This is a genomic window from Dactylosporangium sp. CS-033363, assembly GCF_050942475.1.
In the GTDB taxonomy this organism is placed as follows: domain Bacteria; phylum Actinomycetota; class Actinomycetes; order Mycobacteriales; family Micromonosporaceae; genus Dactylosporangium.
Map to the genome: position 1 here is coordinate 7,713,190 of NZ_CP192032.1, position 17,300 is coordinate 7,730,489.

General features: G+C 73.5%; 15 protein-coding genes. 8 read left to right on the forward strand and 7 right to left on the reverse strand.

Annotated elements, in window-relative coordinates; all coding sequences use genetic code 11:
- Nucleotides 1-172: 172 nt before the first annotated feature.
- The 6 genes from ACQPZ4_RS35745 to ACQPZ4_RS35770 all read left to right on the forward strand — a co-directional run bounded on the left by ACQPZ4_RS35745 (nucleotide 173) and on the right by ACQPZ4_RS35770 (nucleotide 5,609).
- The gene (locus ACQPZ4_RS35745) at nucleotides 173-991 is read left to right on the forward strand and encodes an ABC transporter ATP-binding protein (RefSeq protein WP_433045784.1); all 819 of its coding nucleotides are present in this window, start codon (nucleotides 173-175) and stop codon (nucleotides 989-991) included.
- A gap of 11 nt (nucleotides 992-1,002) precedes the next feature.
- Nucleotides 1,003-1,860 carry an ABC transporter permease gene (locus ACQPZ4_RS35750; protein WP_433045787.1) on the forward strand — a complete coding sequence of 286 codons (858 nt, stop codon included), beginning with the start codon at nucleotides 1,003-1,005 and terminating at the stop codon, nucleotides 1,858-1,860.
- Entirely contained in the window at nucleotides 1,860-2,648 is a 789-nt protein-coding gene (locus ACQPZ4_RS35755; RefSeq protein ID WP_433066805.1) for an IclR family transcriptional regulator, read from the forward strand. The genes ACQPZ4_RS35750 and ACQPZ4_RS35755 overlap by 1 nt, the downstream gene beginning before the upstream one ends.
- A 33-nt stretch (nucleotides 2,649-2,681) precedes the next feature.
- A complete protein-coding gene (locus ACQPZ4_RS35760; RefSeq protein WP_433045790.1) occupies nucleotides 2,682-3,464 on the forward strand; it encodes an alpha/beta fold hydrolase in 783 nt (260 codons plus the stop codon).
- Nucleotides 3,465-3,606: 142 nt separating this feature from the next.
- A complete protein-coding gene (locus ACQPZ4_RS35765) occupies nucleotides 3,607-4,749 on the forward strand; it encodes a phenylacetate--CoA ligase family protein (RefSeq protein ID WP_433045793.1) in 1,143 nt (380 codons plus the stop codon).
- Nucleotides 4,749-5,609 (forward strand): amidohydrolase family protein, encoded by an 861-nt coding sequence (locus ACQPZ4_RS35770; protein WP_433045796.1) that lies wholly within the window; start codon nucleotides 4,749-4,751, stop codon nucleotides 5,607-5,609. Before ACQPZ4_RS35765 ends, ACQPZ4_RS35770 begins: the two co-directional genes overlap by 1 nt.
- Nucleotides 5,610-5,633: 24 nt before the next feature.
- On the opposite strand, the gene ACQPZ4_RS35775 is transcribed toward ACQPZ4_RS35770, so the two are convergent.
- The 6 genes from ACQPZ4_RS35775 to ACQPZ4_RS35800 all read right to left on the reverse strand — a co-directional run bounded on the left by ACQPZ4_RS35775 (nucleotide 5,634) and on the right by ACQPZ4_RS35800 (nucleotide 13,534).
- Nucleotides 5,634-8,849, reverse strand: coding sequence for a BTAD domain-containing putative transcriptional regulator (locus ACQPZ4_RS35775; protein WP_433045799.1), 3,216 nt, complete (start codon nucleotides 8,847-8,849; stop codon nucleotides 5,634-5,636).
- A 120-nt stretch (nucleotides 8,850-8,969) separates the two neighbouring features.
- Nucleotides 8,970-9,665 carry a 2-phosphosulfolactate phosphatase gene (locus ACQPZ4_RS35780; RefSeq protein ID WP_433045802.1) on the reverse strand — a complete coding sequence of 232 codons (696 nt, stop codon included), beginning with the start codon at nucleotides 9,663-9,665 and terminating at the stop codon, nucleotides 8,970-8,972.
- Between the two features lie 50 nt (nucleotides 9,666-9,715).
- A complete protein-coding gene (locus ACQPZ4_RS35785) occupies nucleotides 9,716-10,606 on the reverse strand; it encodes an ROK family protein (RefSeq protein WP_433045805.1) in 891 nt (296 codons plus the stop codon).
- Nucleotides 10,603-11,742: a sugar ABC transporter permease gene (locus tag ACQPZ4_RS35790; RefSeq protein WP_433045808.1), complete on the reverse strand. Its 1,140-nt coding sequence runs from the start codon at nucleotides 11,740-11,742 to the stop codon at nucleotides 10,603-10,605. Before ACQPZ4_RS35790 ends, ACQPZ4_RS35785 begins: the two co-directional genes overlap by 4 nt.
- Nucleotides 11,739-12,458 carry an ATP-binding cassette domain-containing protein gene (locus ACQPZ4_RS35795; protein ID WP_433045810.1) on the reverse strand — a complete coding sequence of 240 codons (720 nt, stop codon included), beginning with the start codon at nucleotides 12,456-12,458 and terminating at the stop codon, nucleotides 11,739-11,741. Before ACQPZ4_RS35795 ends, ACQPZ4_RS35790 begins: the two co-directional genes overlap by 4 nt.
- Nucleotides 12,458-13,534 carry a sugar ABC transporter substrate-binding protein gene (locus tag ACQPZ4_RS35800; RefSeq protein ID WP_433045813.1) on the reverse strand — a complete coding sequence of 359 codons (1,077 nt, stop codon included), beginning with the start codon at nucleotides 13,532-13,534 and terminating at the stop codon, nucleotides 12,458-12,460. The genes ACQPZ4_RS35795 and ACQPZ4_RS35800 overlap by 1 nt, the downstream gene beginning before the upstream one ends.
- Before the next feature lie 120 nt (nucleotides 13,535-13,654).
- Between ACQPZ4_RS35800 and ACQPZ4_RS35805 the strand changes: the two genes are divergently transcribed.
- Nucleotides 13,655-14,854, forward strand: coding sequence for an ROK family protein (locus tag ACQPZ4_RS35805; RefSeq protein WP_433045816.1), 1,200 nt, complete (start codon nucleotides 13,655-13,657; stop codon nucleotides 14,852-14,854).
- Nucleotides 14,855-14,939: 85 nt separating this feature from the next.
- A complete protein-coding gene (locus ACQPZ4_RS35810; protein ID WP_433045819.1) occupies nucleotides 14,940-15,401 on the forward strand; it encodes a DUF421 domain-containing protein in 462 nt (153 codons plus the stop codon).
- Between the two features lie 3 nt (nucleotides 15,402-15,404).
- Here ACQPZ4_RS35810 and ACQPZ4_RS35815 read toward each other — a convergent pair whose 3' ends face one another.
- Complete coding sequence (locus ACQPZ4_RS35815) at nucleotides 15,405-17,258, reverse strand: Hsp70 family protein (protein WP_433045822.1); 1,854 nt, start codon at nucleotides 17,256-17,258, stop codon at nucleotides 15,405-15,407.
- Nucleotides 17,259-17,300: the final 42 nt, after the last annotated feature.

The following is a 17,300-nucleotide window of genomic DNA, read 5'->3' on the forward strand; positions in this document are numbered from 1 at the left end:
ACACGCCGGAACCGCCCCGTCAAGGGGTGGCCAATGGCTTTACTCAGCCGAAACAGAGATCGAAGAAAGCCCGGCCGGAGTCTTGACGAGGTCCGATAGCGGTGCCTAGCGTTTCGCAAAGCGGGAAGTCGTACCGCTGAGATGAACGATCCCCCCGAACGAAGGACAGCCGGTGACGTCAGCAGCCAAGGTGGTCCCCGCGACCGACGGCGATCTGGACTCGCGCTGGATCGAGGCCGTGGGCCTCGACAAGGTCTACCGACCGCGCAAGTCCGCGCCCACCCACGCCCTCTCGGACATCTCGTTCGCCGCCAAGCGCGGCGAGTTCGTCTCGATCGTCGGCCCCTCGGGCTGCGGCAAGACGACCCTGCTGAAGATCCTGGCGGGCCTGATCCCCTACACCGAGGGCGACACCCGCATCGCCGGGCACCGCGTCAGCGGCCCCGACAAGGGGGTCGGCATGGTGTTCCAGGCGGCGACCCTGCTGCCCTGGCGCACCATCCTCGAGAACGTCATGGTGCCGGTCGAGATCCAGAAGCTGGACCGCAAGAAGCACGAGGCCCGCGCCCGCGAGCTGCTCGAGCTGGTCGGCCTGCAGGGCTTCGAGAACAAGTACCCGGGCGAGCTCTCCGGCGGCATGCAGCAGCGGGCCGGCATCTGCCGCGCGCTCGTGCACGACCCCGCGGTGCTGCTGCTCGACGAGCCCTTCGGCGCGCTCGACGCGATGACCCGCGAATACATGAACCTCGAACTGCTGCGCATCTGGCAGGAGAGCCGCAAGACGGCCATCCTCGTCACGCACTCGATCCCCGAGGCCGTGTTCCTCTCGGACCGGGTCATCGTGATGACGCCGCGCCCCGGCCGGATCGCCGAGATCATCGACATCGACCTGCCCCGCCCGCGCGAGCTGCGGATGATGGCCTCCGACGATGCCGGGGTCTACGTCGAGCGGATCCGCGCGTATTTCAACAGTGCCGGCGTCATCGACTGAGGACGGAAATCATGACCACGCAGACCGTCGTCCCGCCCACAGCGGAGCAGCGCCAGTCCCCCACCCCGCCGAAGCGCCGCAGCCTGATCCCGGACCTGCACGAGCGCCCCGAGTTCGCGCTCGTCCCGCTCGTGTTCGTCGTCGTGATCGCCGCCTGGGAGTTCATCCCGGGCTGGCTCGGCGTCGACGAGTTCGTGCTGCCCCGCCCCAGCCAGATCGTCGAGATCTTCTTCCAGCAGCTCGGCGAGGCCGCGTTCTGGCACAACCTCTGGGTCACCGTCCAGGAGGCCGGCCTCGGGTTCGTGATCGCGGTGGTGGTCGCGGTCCTGATCGGCACCGCGGTCGCCCAGATCACGCTGCTCGAACGGACCGTGCTGCCGTACATCGTGGCCTTCCAGTCGGTGCCGAAGGTCGCCCTGGCCCCGATGTTCGTCGTCTGGTTCGGCTTCGGCCTGGCCTCGAAGATCGTGATGGCGACGATCATCGCCTTCTTCCCGATCCTCATCAACGTGATCGCCGGGCTCAAGTCCGCCGACAACGACAAGATCGAGATGCTGACCTCGTTCGGCGCCTCGCGGTTCCAGGTGTTCCGGATGGCCAGGTTCCCCAGCGCCCTGCCCTACATCTTCGCCGGCCTGCAGAGCGGCGTGGTGTTCTCGATTCTGGGCGCCATCGTCGGTGAGTACATCGGCGCCCAGGAGGGCCTCGGCTACCAATTGATGCAGGCCAACTACCGCTTCGACATCCCGGCGATGTTCGCGGTGCTCATCGTGCTCTCCATCATGGGCATGATCGCCCATGGCGTCGTCAAGCTGTGCCAGCGTAAATTCGTCTTCTGGTCCGGCGATGAGAGCAAGCGGGGGACGTGATGTCGCTAGCGGAGGTCCAGTCGACGCGGGAACCGACCTCGGGGCTCGAGCGGGTGCTCAAGGTGATCTACGCCGTGTCGGCGGCCGGCTCCGCGGGCATCGGGGTCTCGGCCCTGGCCCGGGAGATCGACCAGCCCAAGGCGGTCGCCCACCGGCTGCTCAAGGGCCTGGCGGCCGACGGATTCCTCGCTTTCGACGACGCGACCAAGTGCTACCGGCTCGGGACCGGGGCGCTCGCGATCGGCATGGCGGCGCTGCGCCAGACCAACGTGCAGCAGACCGCCCGGCCGGTCCTGGAGCGCCTGGTCCGCGAGACCCAGGAGACCGCGACGCTCTCGCTCAAGCAGGGCGACAGCCGCATCTACGTCGACCAGGCGCTCTCCCCGCAGGAGATCCGGATGTCGGTGACCATGGGCGTCGCCTACCCGCTGCACGCGGGGGCGTCGTCCAAGGCGATCCTCGCGGCCATGCCCGACGGCGAGATCGACGGCTACCTGGCCTCGCACTCCCTCAACCTGCTGACCTCGGCCACCATCGCCGGCCGGCACGAGCTGCTGCAGGAGATCGTGCAGATCCGCGAGCGGGGCTACGCGATCAGCGCCGGTGAGCGCGACGCGGGCGCGGCCAGCGTCGCCGCCGCCGTGCTCGGCGTGGCCGGCGCGGTCCTCGGCTCGATCTCGGTCTGCGGGCCGGTCGGCCGCTTCGAGGCCACCGACATCCAGCGCCTCGGCGGCCTGGTCCGGGCGGGCGCGCAGGAAGTGTCGCGCGCCGTCGGCCACCTCGCCTGACCTTTTCGCTCTGCATTTCTGAAAGGCTTTTCGATGCACCGTGCCTATTTCCAGACGGCGCAGGGGCAGATCCACGCCCGCGTCGGCGGCGACTCCGGCCCCAACGTCGTGCTGCTGCACGAGAGCCCGCTCTCCTCGTTCGTCTACGACGACGTGATTCCGCTGCTCGAATCGCGCTACCGCGTGCTGGCCCCGGACACGCTCGGCTACGGCATGTCCGACGCCCCGCCGCGGCGCCTGGACATTCCCGGGTACGCCGAGCCGGTCGTCGACCTGCTCCGCTCGCTCGACGGGCCCGCGGTCGTCGTCGGCTCGCACACCGGCGCCAGCATCGCCATCGAGGCCGCGCACCAGGCCCCGGAGCTGGTGTCCGGGCTGGTGCTGCTGGGGATCGCGACGTACACGCCGGAGCAGCAGCGCGACCGCCGGGAGAACTGGGCGCCGGACGAGCCGGTGACCGAGGAGGCCACGCACCTGCTGTCGGCGTGGCAGCGGTACCAGGGGCTCTGGCGCGGTTGCGACCTGGAGACCCGGCAGCGGGCGGTGTGGACGATGCTCGGCTCGCTGTCGCGCTACCACTGGGCGTACAACTCGGCCTTCGAGTACGACCCGCTCACCCCGCTCTCGCAGGTCACGTGCCCGGTGCTGTGCGTCGCCGCGGACGGGGAGTTCCTGGAGGAGGGCACCCGGCGGGCGGCTGCCGATCTGGGCCTGCCCTACGAGGTCGTGCCCGACTGCATCGGGCAGATTCCGGTCCGGCAGCCCAAGGTCTGTGCCGACCTGATCGAACGGTTCGTTTCCAGTGCCGTTGCGTGAGACTCAGGACGCCGCGCTGCGTTCGACGGTCGCCCGGCTCGCGATCAGTCACCCGTTTTATCGGGATTTTTGGTCTCAGGTCGACCTTTCGCGCGTTCGGTGCATTGACGATCTTCCACTGCTGCCGCTGACGACCAAGGCGATGTTCACGGCTGACCCGGAGGCGTTCCGATTGGAGGCCGACGGGTCGCCCGAGCGGCAGCTGTGGGACGTGGCCTACACGTCCGGGTCGACGTCCGCGCCGGCGCCGATCTACCAGTCGGCGTACGACTTCCACGCGATCCTCTTCGCGCAGGTGCGGATGGCCGAGATCCGCGGGATGCGCGGCGACGACCGGATCGCCAACCTGTACCCGCTCACGCCGCAGCCGCACGGCGCCTGGACCCGGGCCAACCACGCGGCGGCCGTGCTCGGGGCGACCGTCGTGTGCGGGATGAGCGGGGCGAGCCCGTGGTTCGACGTGACCCGCCGGCTGCCCGAGGTCGCCGATCTCCTGGTCGCCACCCGGCCGACGGTGCTGTGGGGCGTGCCGAGCTACGTGCGCCGGGTCGTCGACGAGGTTCTCCGGCGCGGCGGCACGCTGCCGGACGTGCGCATGCTCGCGATCAGCGGGGAGGCCGTCACCCCGGCGATGGCCGCGCAGCTCGCCGGGCTCCTGGCCGCCGCCGGCGCCCCGGACGTCGTGATCTCCAACAGCCTGGGGGCGTCGGAGCTGCAGTACGGGCTGGTCGAGTGCGTGGCGGGGGCGGGGTTCCACAATCCGGTACCGGAGCTGCTGCACCTCGACGCGGTGGACGAGGACGGCCTGCCGGTGCCGCCTGGCTCGCCGGGCGCGTTCGTGATGACCCACCTCGGGCGGCAGGGGACGGTGCTGGTCCGGTATCTGCTCGGCGACCGCGTCGAGGTGGACCACGGCCCGTGCCCGCACTGCGGCCGGCTCGGCGGGCGGGTGGTCGCGCACCACGGGCGCTCGGGCCGCTCACTGAAGATCAAGGGCCAGCTCGTGGACACCACGGTGCTGGAGTCCACGATCGCCGCCGTTCCCGGCGTGTCCGATCATCGCAGCGTTGTTCGTCGTTGTGACCCGGCTGATCCGCTCTCCGGCGACGAGCTTGTCGTGCAGGTCGCGCCATTGTCGGGATTTGACGCCGCCCGCGTGGCGGCCGCGGTCAAGCTCGCCACCCGCGTCACGCCCGCCGTCGAGGTCACCACGGCCGATTCCCTCTTTCCACCCGACGAGCGGATGAAGCCGCGCCGGTTCGTCGACGAGCGCTCGGAGTCCTGATGAGTACGCCCGCGATCGACATCGTCTGCAACCTGTTCACGCCCGAGGTCGTCGCCTCCCGCCCGGCCTGGAACCGGCAGTTCCTGGGCGGCAAGGTCAACGCCTCCGAGGCGACGCTCGCCGGCCTCACCGTGCGGCAGCACCTCGACGCGCTGGACGCCGCGAACGTCGAGCACGCCCTGCTGATCGCCCCGAAGATGGGCCGCGAGGGCCTGTCCGAGTCGTGGCGGCTGGACCCGATGCGGGTCGTCGACGTGGTCCAGGCCCACCCCGGCCGGTTCAGCGGCCTGGTCGGCATCGACCCCTACGAGGGCATGAAGGGCGTGCGCGAGCTCGAGCGCATGGTCCGCGACTACGGCATGGTCGGCGCGCACATCTACCCGCACTGGTTCGAGCTGGCCCCGGACCACGCGCGCTACTACCCGTTCTACGCCAAGTGCGCCGAGCTGGGCGTACCGGTGCAGATGCAGGTCGGGCACTGCCTGCGGTACAGCCACGACCACCCGCTCCCGTCGGTCGGCCGCCCCATCCTCCTGGACACCCTGGCCTGCCACTTCCCCGAACTGAAGATCATCGGCATCCACGTCGGCTGGCCGTGGACGGAGGAGATGATCGCGGTCTCCTACAAGCACCCGAACGTGTACATCGGCATCGACGCGTACGCCCCGAAGCACCTCGACCCGAAGCTGGTGAACTACCTCAACGGCTGGGGCGCCGACAAGGTCATGTTCGGCACCGACTTCCCGGTCATCCCGCACGCCCGCGCCCGCACCGAGATCGCCGAGTGGAACCTGCGCCCGGAGTCGGAGGCCAAGCTGATGCGCGAGAACGCGCTGAAGGTCTACAACCTGCCGCTCTGACCTGGGCACCTCGCCGCCCGGCCGTCACGGTGCCGGGTTCAGCCGCAATGCGGCGCTGACCCGGCCGGCGTCGGGGAGGCCCAGGTCGGTGTAGACGGTCAGGGCGTGCCGCCACGCGCGCCGGGCGCCGGGCCGGTCGCCGGCCGCGGCGCGCAGGCCGGCCAGGCCCTCGTGGGCCACGGCCTCCTGCAGGCGCTCTCCGGTCTCCGTCGCCAGGGCCAGGGCCTCGGCGTAGCGGTCCCGTGCCGCGTCCGGCTCGCCGGCCGCGGCCAGGGCGGCGCCCAGCCCGTTGAGCGCGTCGATCTCGCGGGCGCGGGCGCCGATCTCGCGGAACAGGGCCAGTGCGCGCCGGTCGTGCCCGACCGCCTCGCCGGAGCGGCCCAGGACGAGCAGGGCGCGGGCCAGGTGGTGCAGCGCGTCGGCCTGTCCCGCCGGGTAGCCGATGCCGGCGCAGATCGCGTAGGCCTGCTCGTGGCACTCGAGGGCCCGGTCGGCGGCGCCGGTCTCCTGGCGCAGCAGGCCCAGCGTGTCCAGCGCGTAGGCCTCGCCGTGCCGGGCGCCGAGCTCGCGCAGCAGCACGAGGGCCCGGTCGAGGCCCTCGGCCGCGGCCTCGAGGTCGCCGAACTGCCGGTTGCCGATGCTGATGTGGACGAGCTGGATCGCCTCGCCGAGCCGGTGCCCGGCCGCCCGGAACGTCTCGAGGGCGGCGTACTGGTGCTCCCGGGCGCTCTCGTAGTCGCCGAGGCGCCAGGCGGCGTTGCCGATCAGCTCCTGGCTGCGCCCCACACCGGCGGCGTCACCGGCCGCCCGGAACCGGTCCAGCGCCTCGCGGTGCAGCTCGACGGCGTCGGCGAAGCGGCCGAGCCGCAGGTACACGACGCCGAGATGGTTCAGCGCCGTGGCCTCGGCGGTGGGGTCGCCGAGCTCGCGGGCGGCCGCGCGGGCCCGGGCGTGCAGGTCCTGCGCCTCGGTGTAGTAGCCGAGGTCGAGGTACCGCTGCAGGGTCTTCGCGATGGTGATCGTCTCGGCGGGACGGCCGTGCGCGGCGAGCGCGACGGCGTTGGCCCGCTCGCGGTCCAGCCAGGCCCGGGCGGCGACGACGTGCTCGAACAGGCCGGCCGCCGCGCCCTCCGACTCCCCGGGCAGCACGGTCGCGACGGCGGCCTCCGACTCCCCGGGCAGCACGGTCGCGACGGCGGCCGAGGCCGTGTGCGCGTAGTACTCGATGAGCCGGCCGAGGGCCGCGACCCGCACGTCGTCGGAGTCCTCCTCGGCACAGCGCTCGGCGGCGTAGGCGTGCAGCACGTCGTGCATCGTGAACCGGCCGGGCTCGGGCTCGGTGAGCAGGTGCGCGCCGGTCAGCTCGGCGAGCAGCGGCGCGACCGCCGCCTCGCCGTGACCCGCGAGCCGGGCCGCGCCGGCCGCGCCGAGGTCGGGGCCGGGATGCCGGCCGAGCAGCCGCAGCAGCCGGGCGGCGGCCGGGGTCAGCTGCCGGTACGAGCAGTCGAGCACGGCGCGCACGTCGGTGCCGGGCTCGTCGCCGCGCAGCGCGTCGAGGCGGCCGGCCAGTTCGGCGGCGAGACTCGCCAGCGGCAGGCCCGGCCTGGTCGCGGCCCGCGCGGCGGCCACGGCGAGGGCGAGCGGCAGCCGGGCGCACCGCTCGACGATCGCGTCGACCGCCGCGGCCTCCGCCCGGACCCGCTGCGCGCCCAACCGGCGGGTCAGCAGCGCGCGGGCCTCGTCGGCGGGGAGCAGATCCAGCAGGACCGGCCGGGCCCCCTCGGCCGCGACCAGCCCGGCGAGGCGGTGGCGGCTGGTGACGAGCGCGACGCAGCCGGGCGCGGCCGGGAGCAGCGGGCGGACCTGGTCCGCGTCCCGGGCGTTGTCGAGCAGGACGAGCATCCGCCGTCCGGACAGCAGCGTCCGGTACTGCGCGGCCCGCGCCTCGAGACCGCCCGGCACCCGTCCCGGCGGCAGGCCCAGCGCGGTCAGGAAGCCGTGCAGCGCCTCGGCGGCGGTGACCGCGTCGCCGGTGGGATGGAAGCCGCGAAGGTTGACGTAGAGCTGCCCGTCCGGGAACCGGGCCCGGACCCGGTGCCCCCAGTGCACGGCGAGGGTCGTCTTGCCCACGCCGGCCGTGCCCGACACCACGATGACGGCCGCCGACCCGAGCCGGTCCAGCGCCGCGACGGCCTCCCCGCGCCCGGCGAACGCCTGCAGGTCGACCGGCAGCTGGGCCGGCGCCGGTCGGGCGGGCGGGGCGGTCGGCGGGGCTGCGTGCGGTACAACAGCGGGCTCCTGGCGCAAAACGCGCCGATGGGCGGCCGTCAGGCCGGGGCCCGGGTCGACGCCGAGCTCCGCGACGAGCCGCTGCCGGATGTCCCCGAAGACCGCGAGCGCATCGGCCTGGCGCCCCTCGGCCGCCAGCGCCGCGATGAGCCACGCATGCAGCGGCTCGTGCAGGGGGTGTGCGGCGGCGAGCTCGCGCAGGGCGGGCAGGCAGCGGTGGGCCTGCCCGGCGGCGAGGGCGAGCTCGGCGTGGCGCAGCGCCACCCGCACCCGCTCGTCCACGACGGTGGTGACGAGCGGGTGGTCGCGCAGCTGCGGCACGTCCTCCAGCGGGGCGCCCCGCCACTGCCGGGCGGCCCGCTCCAGCAGCTCGAGGGCCCGCTCGGGCGGCGCGGTCGCGGCCGACCGGGCGTCCCGCCGGAACGCGCCGAGGTCGAGGCGGTCCTCGGCCACGTCGAGCCGGTAGCCGCCCGGCGTGCGATGGATGGCCGGGTCCCCGTCCCGCCCGCCGGGCCGCAGCGCCGACCGCAGCCGGGACAGGTGCGTGTGCAGCGCGCCCGCGGCGTGCGCCGGCCGGCCGCCGTCGTGCAGCAGTTCGAGGAGGTCGGCCAGCGGTACCGCCGCGTTGGCCGACAGCGCGAGCCGCCCGAGCACCGCCCGCCGGGCCCCGCGCCCTACCGGCACCGCCTCGCCGCCGCGCTGCACGACCAGCGGCCCGAGCACCCCGATCCGCACCGGCGCGGCGGCGTCGCCGGCCGGTCCCCCGGCCGGCAGCCCCAGCACCTCCGCGAGCGCCTGGGCCGACCCGCGGTGCGGCCGGCGGGTGCGCCCCTGCTCGAGGTCGCGGATCGCGGCCACGCTGAGCCCGACCCGCTCGGCCAGCTCCCGCTGGCTGAGGCCGGCCGCCACGCGGTGCCGCCGCAGCCGCGCGCCGAAGTCCTCGCCACCCATACGGGCAGGGTACGGGTTTCAACTGCAAGATCACGGAAAGGCCGACCCGTGATGATCGATCGGCACCGCCCTGGACGGGTGCCGCGGCCGATCACGGGGCGGCCGCGGCACCCCCGCTCGCTACCCCGGATTCCGGCCCGGCTGCACCTGCCTGAGCACGACGTGGCCCGGCGCGAGCTCCCCGACCATGGCGAACTCGCAGCGGTCGACCTCGCAGCAGAACCCGAGGTCGCCGGACAGGTCGACGCGCTCCGCCTCGGGCCGCCCGGCGTGGGAACGGGCCTGCTCGGCGGCCCCGGCCATGATCCCCGCGACCAGGTCGGCCGGCTCCGGCGCGGACCCGGCGAGCAGCTCGCCCAGGTACCGCGCACACGCCCAGTCCTCGGCGCTCCGCCCGGTGCACAGCAGCGTCCACGGCGTGCCGGGGTGGTTGTGCGCGATCCACCGCGCGGTGGCGCCGACGTTGACCGCCGACACGGCGAGCAGCGCCGCCGGGTCCGGGCACCGGGCCAGGCCGCGCGTGCCGTTCGAGGTCGCCTGGATCAGCCGCCGCCCGTCGAGCCGCGCCGTCGACAGCTCCAGCGGCGAGTTGCCGAAGTCGAAGTCCGCGGGCTTGAGCCCCCTGGTCTCCCCGACCAGCAGCCGCTCGGGGTACCGCCGCCGCAGCTCGCGACCGGCCTCGACCGACGGCGCGCAGGCGATCTCGGCCACGCCCCGCTCGAAGGCCACCGCGGCCGTCGTGAACGCCCGGATGACATCGATGACGACCACGACCCGCCCGGCCGGGATGTCCGCGTCCATACCCACGATCGACATGACTCCCGATCGTTCGCCACATCGTGCCGGCCGACAAGGCAGTTTCGCGGTCAGGCGGGGGTGGCGAGGGCCAGGGCCATGGCGAGGGCGCCGACCAGCGGCGCGTCGTCGGCGAAGGTGGCGGCCCGCAGGTCCGGCGGGAACGGGACCGAGCGGGTGAGGGCGGTCGCGATCCGCGGGAGGATGTGCCCGGCCGCGCCCATCAGACCGCCGCCGATGACGACCCGCTCCGGGTCGAACGTGACACACAGATTCGCGATGGTACGGGAAAGCGTGTCCACGGCGCCGTCGAGCAGGGCGGCGACCGGGGGAACGCGGCGCTGGCTGAACAGCTCGGCGGCGGTCACCGGGCGGCCCAGCAGCGCCGAGCCGCGGCGGGCCAGGGCGCTGCCGGAGACGGACTCCTCCAGCGGGGCGTGGCCGTCGGCGAACGCCGGGGCGTCGGCGGAGTCGCGGAGGTAGGCGATCTCGCCCGCCGCGCCGTGGGCGCCGGGCAGGACCCGGCCGCCGGCCACGAGCGCGGCGGCCAGGCCGGTGCCGAGGTTGACGTACAGGCCGACGTCGACGCCGCGCAGGGCGCCCCAGCGCAGTTCGGCGGCGGCGCCGGCGTTGACGTCGTTGTCGATCGCGACCGGGGTGGCGCCGAACTCGGTGCGCAGGAGTTCGGGGAGGGGCAGGCCGTCCCAGCCGGGGACGTTCGGGGCCAGGCGGATGACGTCGTCGCGCAGCACGCCGAAGGTCGAGACGCCCACCGCCGCCGGGGTGCCGATCAGTTCCCGGGCGGCGATCAGGGTGCGTTCGACGACCTTCAACGCACCCTGGGTACCCCGCGTCGGCAGCCGGGTCGTGCTGCGCGGGCGGGCGTCGAGGGCGTCGGCGGCCGCGGTACCCAGGGCGACCTTCGTGCCGCCGAAGTCGATGGCCAGGACCTCGGGCTTCACCGGGGCCGGCCGCGGCGGGCGAGGGAGTCGATCGCCACGGCGACGGCCAGGACCACGGCGGTGACCATGTAGCGCACCGAGGAGTCGACGTTGAGCAGCAGCATGCCGTTGGTGATGGACTGGATCACGAGGATGCCCAGCAGCGCGGCGAAGGCGCGGCCGCGGCCGCCGAACAGCGACGTGCCGCCGATGACCGCCGCGGCGATCGCCATGAGCAGGGTGTCGCTGCCGCCGGAGCTCTGGTTGACGGCGGCGAGGCGGCTGGCGGCCAGGATCCCGCCGAACGCGGCGAGGGTGGACGCGGCCATGAAGGCCAGCAGGCGGATCCGCGTGACGTTGATGCCGGCCCGGCGCGCGGCCTCGGCGTTGCCGCCGACCGCGTACATGTGGCGGCCGAAGACGGTGTGCCGCAGGACCAGATCCAGGCCCACGACGAGCGTGCCGAAGAGCACCAGCAGCAGCGGTACTCCACGATCGGCCGACAGCACCAGCACCGCTCCGGCGAGGGCGGCGGCGAGCGCGGTGAGCCGCACCGCGAGCCACCGGCCGGAGGTGACCGGCAGGTCGGCGGCGCGGCGCAGCCTCCTTTCGACCATCGAGCCGGCGGTCCAGCCCGCGACGACGAGCGCGGCCAGCAGCCAGCCGGCCCACGGCGGCAGCCAGGTGTCGCTGAGCCGGGCGAGCAGGCCCTCGAACGGCAGGTTGATGGTGCCGCCGCGGCCCAGCAGGTACAGCATCAGCCCCTGCCAGCCGATCAGGCCGGCGAGCGTGACCACGAAGGAGGGCATGCCCAGCTTGGTGAACATCCAGCCGTGCAGCAGGCCGATCAGCGCGGCGCCGGCGAGGGCGGCGGCGACCGCGAGCAGCGGGGGCCAGCCGTGGTGCACGTACAGGATGGTCATGGCCACGGCGCTCAGGCCGCTGACCGAGCCGGCCGACAGGTCGATCTCGCCGAGCAGGATCACCATGATGACGCCGAGCGAGATGGTGCCCGTGGCCGCCATCTGCAGGGCCAGGTTGGTGAGGTTCTCCGCGGACAGGAAGCGATCGTTGAGCGAGCCGAACACGGCGGCGATGACGACCAGGCCGCCGACGACCGGCCACGCCCCGAGGTCGGTGCGGAGCAGCCCCTTCACGCGGCACCTCCGGTGATCGCGGCGACGACGGTCTCGGGGGTGACGTCCGCCGTGCGGAACTCGCCCGCGTTGCGGCCCAGCCGGAGCACGGCGATCCGGTCGCTGACCGCCCGGACGTCGGCGAGGTTGTGGGAGATGACCAGCACCGCCAAACCCCGGTCGCGCAGGCGCCGGATCAGGTCGAGCACCTGGGCCGTCTGCTCGACGCCGAGGGCGGCGGTCGGCTCGTCGAGGATGACGACGCGCGGCTCGCCGATGAGGGCGCGGGCGATGGCGACGGACTGGCGCTGGCCGCCGGAGAGCGCGGCGACGGGCACCCGGATGTCGCGGATGCGAACGTCCAATGAGGACAGCAGGTCGCGGGCCGCGCGTTCCATCCGGATGTGGCTGAGCACGCTCCAGCGGCGCCGTTCCGCGCCGAGGAACAGGTTGCCGACGACGTCGAGGTTCTCGCAGAGCGCGAGATCCTGGTGGACGGTCGACACGCCGAGCCGCTGCGCGTCGTGCGGGCCGGCGATGCGGACCGGGTGCCCGTCCTGCTCGATCACGCCGCCGTCCGCGGTGACGACGCCGGACAGCACCTTGACGAGGCTCGACTTGCCGGCGCCGTTGTCGCCGACCAGGGCCACCACCTCGCCGGGCGGCAGGTCCAGGCTCACCCCGTCCAGAGCCTGGACCGCACCGTACCGCTTGCTGATGTTCGAAGCGGTCAGCACTACTGGATTCCCGCCTTGGTGCACGCCGGTACGACGGGGCCGGTGCAGATCTCCGCCGCCTTGTAGAACCCGTCCTTGACGATCGTGTCCTTGATCCGGTCCGCGGTGACCGCGATCGGGTCGAGCAGGAACGCCGGGATGTCGGCCGTGCCGTTGGCGACCTTCGTGGGCGCGGCCGGCTTCTCGCCCTTGGCCAGCGCGACCGCCAGCACGGCGGACTGCTCGGCCTCCGCGCGGATGTCGAGATAGATGGTCATGTACTGCTCGCCGGTCAGGATCCGCTGCACCGCCGCGAGTTCCGCGTCCTGGCCGGTGATCGGCGGCAGCGCCGGATAGCCGGCCCGCTTCATCGCCGCGATCGCGCCGCCGGCCATGCCGTCGTTGGCCGACAGCACCCCGATGACGGTGTCCCGGCCGAGCGCGGTGATGGCCTGCTCCATCTCCTGCTGGGCCTTGTCGGGGCTCCAGTCGGGGGTGTCGAACTCGCGGCCGATCTGGACCTTGCCGTCCAGGACCTTGTGCGCGCCGGTCTTGTAGTCGGCCGAGCTGGGGTCGGTCGGGGCGCCGTTGATCATGACGATCTTGCCCTTGTCCGTCGTGCCGGCCTTGGTGAGCGCGTCCAGGAGGGCCTGGCCCTGCATCTCGCCGACCCGCACGTTGTTGAAGGAGACGTAGTACTCGTAGCTGATCTCGGAGATCAGCCGGTCGTACGCGATGACCGGGACCTTCTTCTGCTTGGCCTGGTTGACCAGCGAGGCCACCGCACTGGCGTCCACGGCGTCGAGCACCAGCACGTCGGCGCCCTGGGCCAGCGCGGCCTCGACCTGCTGCTGCTGCTTCGCGGCGTCCTGGTCGGCGTTGGCGTAGAGCAGCTTGCAATCCGCGCACAGGGCCTTCACCTTGGCCTCGAACAGCGGCCGGTCGAACGCCTCGTAGCGGGTCGTCTTGGACTCCGGCAGGAACAGCGCGATCGTCGGCGCGTCCCCGCCGCCGGACTTGCCGCCGGTGCTGCCGCCACACCCGCTGACGATGGTGGCCGCGACGGCCACGACTGCGACGAACCATCTTGCGTTCACGGAGGGCACCTTTCCTCGGAGGTACTGCGAGCATGTTCGACCACCCGCCCGGCATTTGGCAATGTCCTTTACGAAATTGATGAAGGACCCTTCCGAAGTTGATATGGCAGGCTGGTGCGCGTGCAGATCACGACCACCGCCAGCACGACCAGCGTGTTGCGGGTGATGAACGAGCGCGCCGTCTTCGCCGAGACCTTCCGGCTGGGCAAGGTGTCGCGCCCGGAGCTCGCCCAGCACACCGGCCTGTCCAAGCCGACCGTGGCCGTGGCGCTCACCAACCTCGAGCGCGCCGGGCTGCTGCGCCGGGTCGGCACCCGCGCCGGCGCCGCGGGCCGCTCGGCGATGCTGTACGAGGTGCGGCCCGAGGCGGGCTGGGTCCTCGCCGTCGACGTCGGGCGCTCCTACGTCCGCGTCGGCCTGGCCGACCTGGTCGGCACGATCGTGGCGCGCAAGGACGAGCCGTCGCGGGGTACCCGCGCCCGGGACCTCGTCGTGCAGCTCACCCGCCTCGCCGAGGAGCTCGCCGGCCGGGCCGGCATCACCCGCGACGACATCACGCTCGCCGTGTTCGGCACCCCCGGCATCCACGACAAGGCCACCGGCGCCCTGCACCTGGCGCCCAACCTCCCCGGCTGGGACCGCCGCGGCAGCGTCAAGCGGCTCGCGGGCATCGCCGGTGCGACGTACGTGGTGGAGAACGACGTCGACCTGGCCGCGGTGGGCGAGGCGACCTACGGTCTCGGCCGGGGCGTCCGGCACTTCGTCTACGTCTCCATCGGCACCGGTACCGGCATGGGCATCATCATCGACGGCCGCCTGTACCGCGGCTTCCGGGGCGCGGCCGGCGAGATCGGCTACCTGCCGATCGGCGAGGGCGACCCGCTGCTCGAGAAGCCCGCCGCCCGCCCGCGCGGCATGTTCGAGTCGGTGGCCTCCGCCGACGGCATCGTGGGCGTGGCCAGGCGGCTCGGCCTGCCCGACGCGCTCACCGCGAAGGACGTCTTCGACGCCGCCCGCGCCGGCGACGAGACCGCCCGGCTGGCCGTGTCCCGCGAGGTCGACCACGTCAGCCACGCCCTGGCCGGCATCACCGCCGTGCTCGACCCGGAGCTGGTGGTCCTCGGCGGCGGCGTCGGCAGCCAGCTCGGCGACCTGTTCACCGGCCCGCTCACCGAACGGCTGCGCACGCTCGTCGCGCTGCGGCCGCCCCGGATCGAGGTCTCCACCCTCGGGCCCGACGCCGTCCTGCTGGGCGCGCTCGCCATCGGCCTCGCCGAGGCCCGCACCCTGGTCCTGGACCGCACCGCGCCGGCCCGCTGAGTTTGTTGGTGCCGCTGTGGGTGTGCGTCTTTTGCTCCCACCGCCGGCGCGGTTCAGGTCCCGGCCGGTGGGTAGGCGGCGCCGTATGGCCGTGGGTCTCGGAGCGCTCGGCGACGCCGCCGTGGCGGCGGGGAAGGCGCTGGCGCTCTTCGTCGTCGCCGCGGTCGCGTTGCGGCTCTCGCAGCGGCGGACGCTGGCCGGCCTCGCCCCGTTCGACTGGGTGGTGGCGGCCGCGGTGGGTGCGATCATCGGCCGTACGGCGACCGCCCGCGACACCGCCTGGACCACCGGAGCGGCGGCCCTGCTGGCGCTGCTCGCCGCGCACGGCGTCGTCGCGCGGCTGCGGTTCGCCGCGCCGTTGCGCCGGCTGATCGACCCGCCGCTGCAGGTCCTGGTCCGGGACGGGCGCGTCGACCACCGGGCGCTGCGCCGCTGCGGTCTCACCGCCGAAGATCTCGACGCCGCCCTGCGCAGCCACGGTCACGCCGACGTGAGCACGGTCCGGCTGGCCGTCTTCGAGGCACCGGGCGGGATCTCGGTGCTCTGACCTCTACGCGCAGGCGATGTTCGCGATGGCGTAGTTGTCGCTGCTCAGGACCACGAGCTCGGTGCGGTCGGGGTAGAACGGCAGCGTCGTACGGTCGCCGGTCCACGGCTGGCCGCTGCGGTCGTAGGTGACGACCCAGATCTCGCCCGGGCGGGCCTTGAACGGGCTCAGGTGCCGCGACTCGCCCATGTGGCCGTAGTCGTAGGTCATCTCGAACGTGTCGCACGGGCCGTCGATGCGGTCCGCGGCGCTCGTGCCCGAGGCCGAGCTGTCGCCGGGTCCCTGCTCGCGCTGGGACCGGATCTCCGAGTAGCCGTCGGCGTCGCTCAGCTTCGTGGGCGGCCACTCGCACCCCTTGAACACCCAGCTGCCCGTGTCGCTGTGGGTGCTCTCCTTCGCCTTGGCCATCGAGTGGTGCTGCTCGCACGCCGTCACCTTCGCGGCCGCCTCCGCCCGCTGGTCGTCGGCGGATGCGGCGGGAGCGCCCTGGCCCGGCGTGGGGCTCTGGCTCTGCCCGTTGTCCGTCGGCTTGCCCTGCCACGGCTCGGTGATGATCAGGACCGTGGCCAGCGCGATCACGATCACCGCGGCGGCGGTCAGCACCCAGCGGAGCGGGAAGGCGGCCTGGCGGCTCTGGGCGGCGGGCACCACTGACACCGGTGCGACGGGTGGGGCCGAGATCGGCAGGGCCGGCATCTCGACCGACACCGGCATGGCGGGCGGTGCTGAGACCGGGCCCGTCATGGGGGCCGTCATCGGACCCGTCACGGGGCCCGTCGCCGGGGTCGTCACGGTCGCCAGGTGGTAGTGCAGGGTGCCCCCGGCCACGATGAGCTCGGGCTGCTCGATCACGGTCGGCGCGACGCCGAGGGCCTGATGCAGCAGCGTGGGCGCCAGGGACATCCGGCTGGAGCCGCCGACCAGGAACACCGCGGCGACGTCGGCAGGCCCGATGCCCGCGTTGCGCACGGCCAGCCGGGTCGTGGTCACGGTCCGCTCCAGCAGCGGCCCGGCCAGGTGGTCGAGCTGCTCCCGGCCGAGGACCGCCTCCACCTCGAGGATCGGCACGAAGATCGTGGCCATGGCGGTACGCGACAGCGCCTCCTTCCCGGCCCGCACGTCGTCCCAGAACGCCCGGGACGCCCGCCGGTCGGCCGGGAGCTGCGGTGCGGTCAGCCGCTGCCAGGCGTCGGGCCGGCCCGCCCCGTAGGTCGCCCCGAGATGGGCCACGATCGCCGCGTCGATGTCGAGCCCGCCCGCGTCGTTGAGCCCCTCCTCCGCGAGCACCTCGAACCCGCCGGCGGTACGCCGCACGACCGAGGCGTCGAAGGTCCCGGCCCCGAAGTCGTACACCACCAGGCAGCGGCCCGGCGCCACCTCGTTCCGCATGGCGTACACGTAGAACGAGGCCGCCGAGACCGGCTCGGCCACCAATCCCGCCGGCGGCAGCCCGGCCCTCGCCGCGGCGTCGAGCAGCACCTGCCGCCGCCGCCCGCCCCAGCCCGCGGGATGGGTGAGCACGGCCCGGTCGACCGCCGCCCCGGCGACCCGCACCGCCTCGCCGTGCACCCGGCGCAGTACCGCGGCGATCGCGTCGACGACAGGCACCGCCCGGTCGCCGAGCAGCAGCTCACCCTCGTCGATGCGGGACTTCGGGTGCCCCTCGAACCACTCCGGCCGGCTCCGCGAGGCCTGCACGGCGTCGCGGCCCACGATCAGCTCGCCGCTCGCCGCGAGGCACACCGCCGAGGGCAGCAGCGGCGTCTCCCCGAACAACAGCGGCGTGGCCCGCCCGTCGTTCAGCCCGACCACCGCGACCGTCGAGGAGGTGCCGAAGTCGATACCCAGCGTCACCATGGCCGGCTCACACCACCCGTACTCAGCACGTTCCCACCCTAC

Excerpts from the sequence above, each read along its gene's own strand:
- ACQPZ4_RS35775 (WP_433045799.1), bottom strand. The coding sequence starts at position 8,849 with ATGGGTGGCGAGGACTTCGGCGCGCGGCTGCGGCGGCACCGCGTGGCG.
- ACQPZ4_RS35750 (WP_433045787.1), top strand. The coding sequence starts at position 1,003 with ATGACCACGCAGACCGTCGTCCCGCCCACAGCGGAGCAGCGCCAGTCC.
- ACQPZ4_RS35815 (WP_433045822.1), bottom strand. The coding sequence starts at position 17,258 with ATGGTGACGCTGGGTATCGACTTCGGCACCTCCTCGACGGTCGCGGTG.
- ACQPZ4_RS35780 (WP_433045802.1), bottom strand. The coding sequence starts at position 9,665 with ATGTCGATCGTGGGTATGGACGCGGACATCCCGGCCGGGCGGGTCGTG.
- ACQPZ4_RS35770 (WP_433045796.1), top strand. The coding sequence starts at position 4,749 with ATGAGTACGCCCGCGATCGACATCGTCTGCAACCTGTTCACGCCCGAG.
- ACQPZ4_RS35765 (WP_433045793.1), top strand. The coding sequence starts at position 3,607 with ATGTTCACGGCTGACCCGGAGGCGTTCCGATTGGAGGCCGACGGGTCG.
- ACQPZ4_RS35760 (WP_433045790.1), top strand. The coding sequence starts at position 2,682 with ATGCACCGTGCCTATTTCCAGACGGCGCAGGGGCAGATCCACGCCCGC.
- ACQPZ4_RS35755 (WP_433066805.1), top strand. The coding sequence starts at position 1,860 with ATGTCGCTAGCGGAGGTCCAGTCGACGCGGGAACCGACCTCGGGGCTC.
- ACQPZ4_RS35810 (WP_433045819.1), top strand. The coding sequence starts at position 14,940 with ATGGCCGTGGGTCTCGGAGCGCTCGGCGACGCCGCCGTGGCGGCGGGG.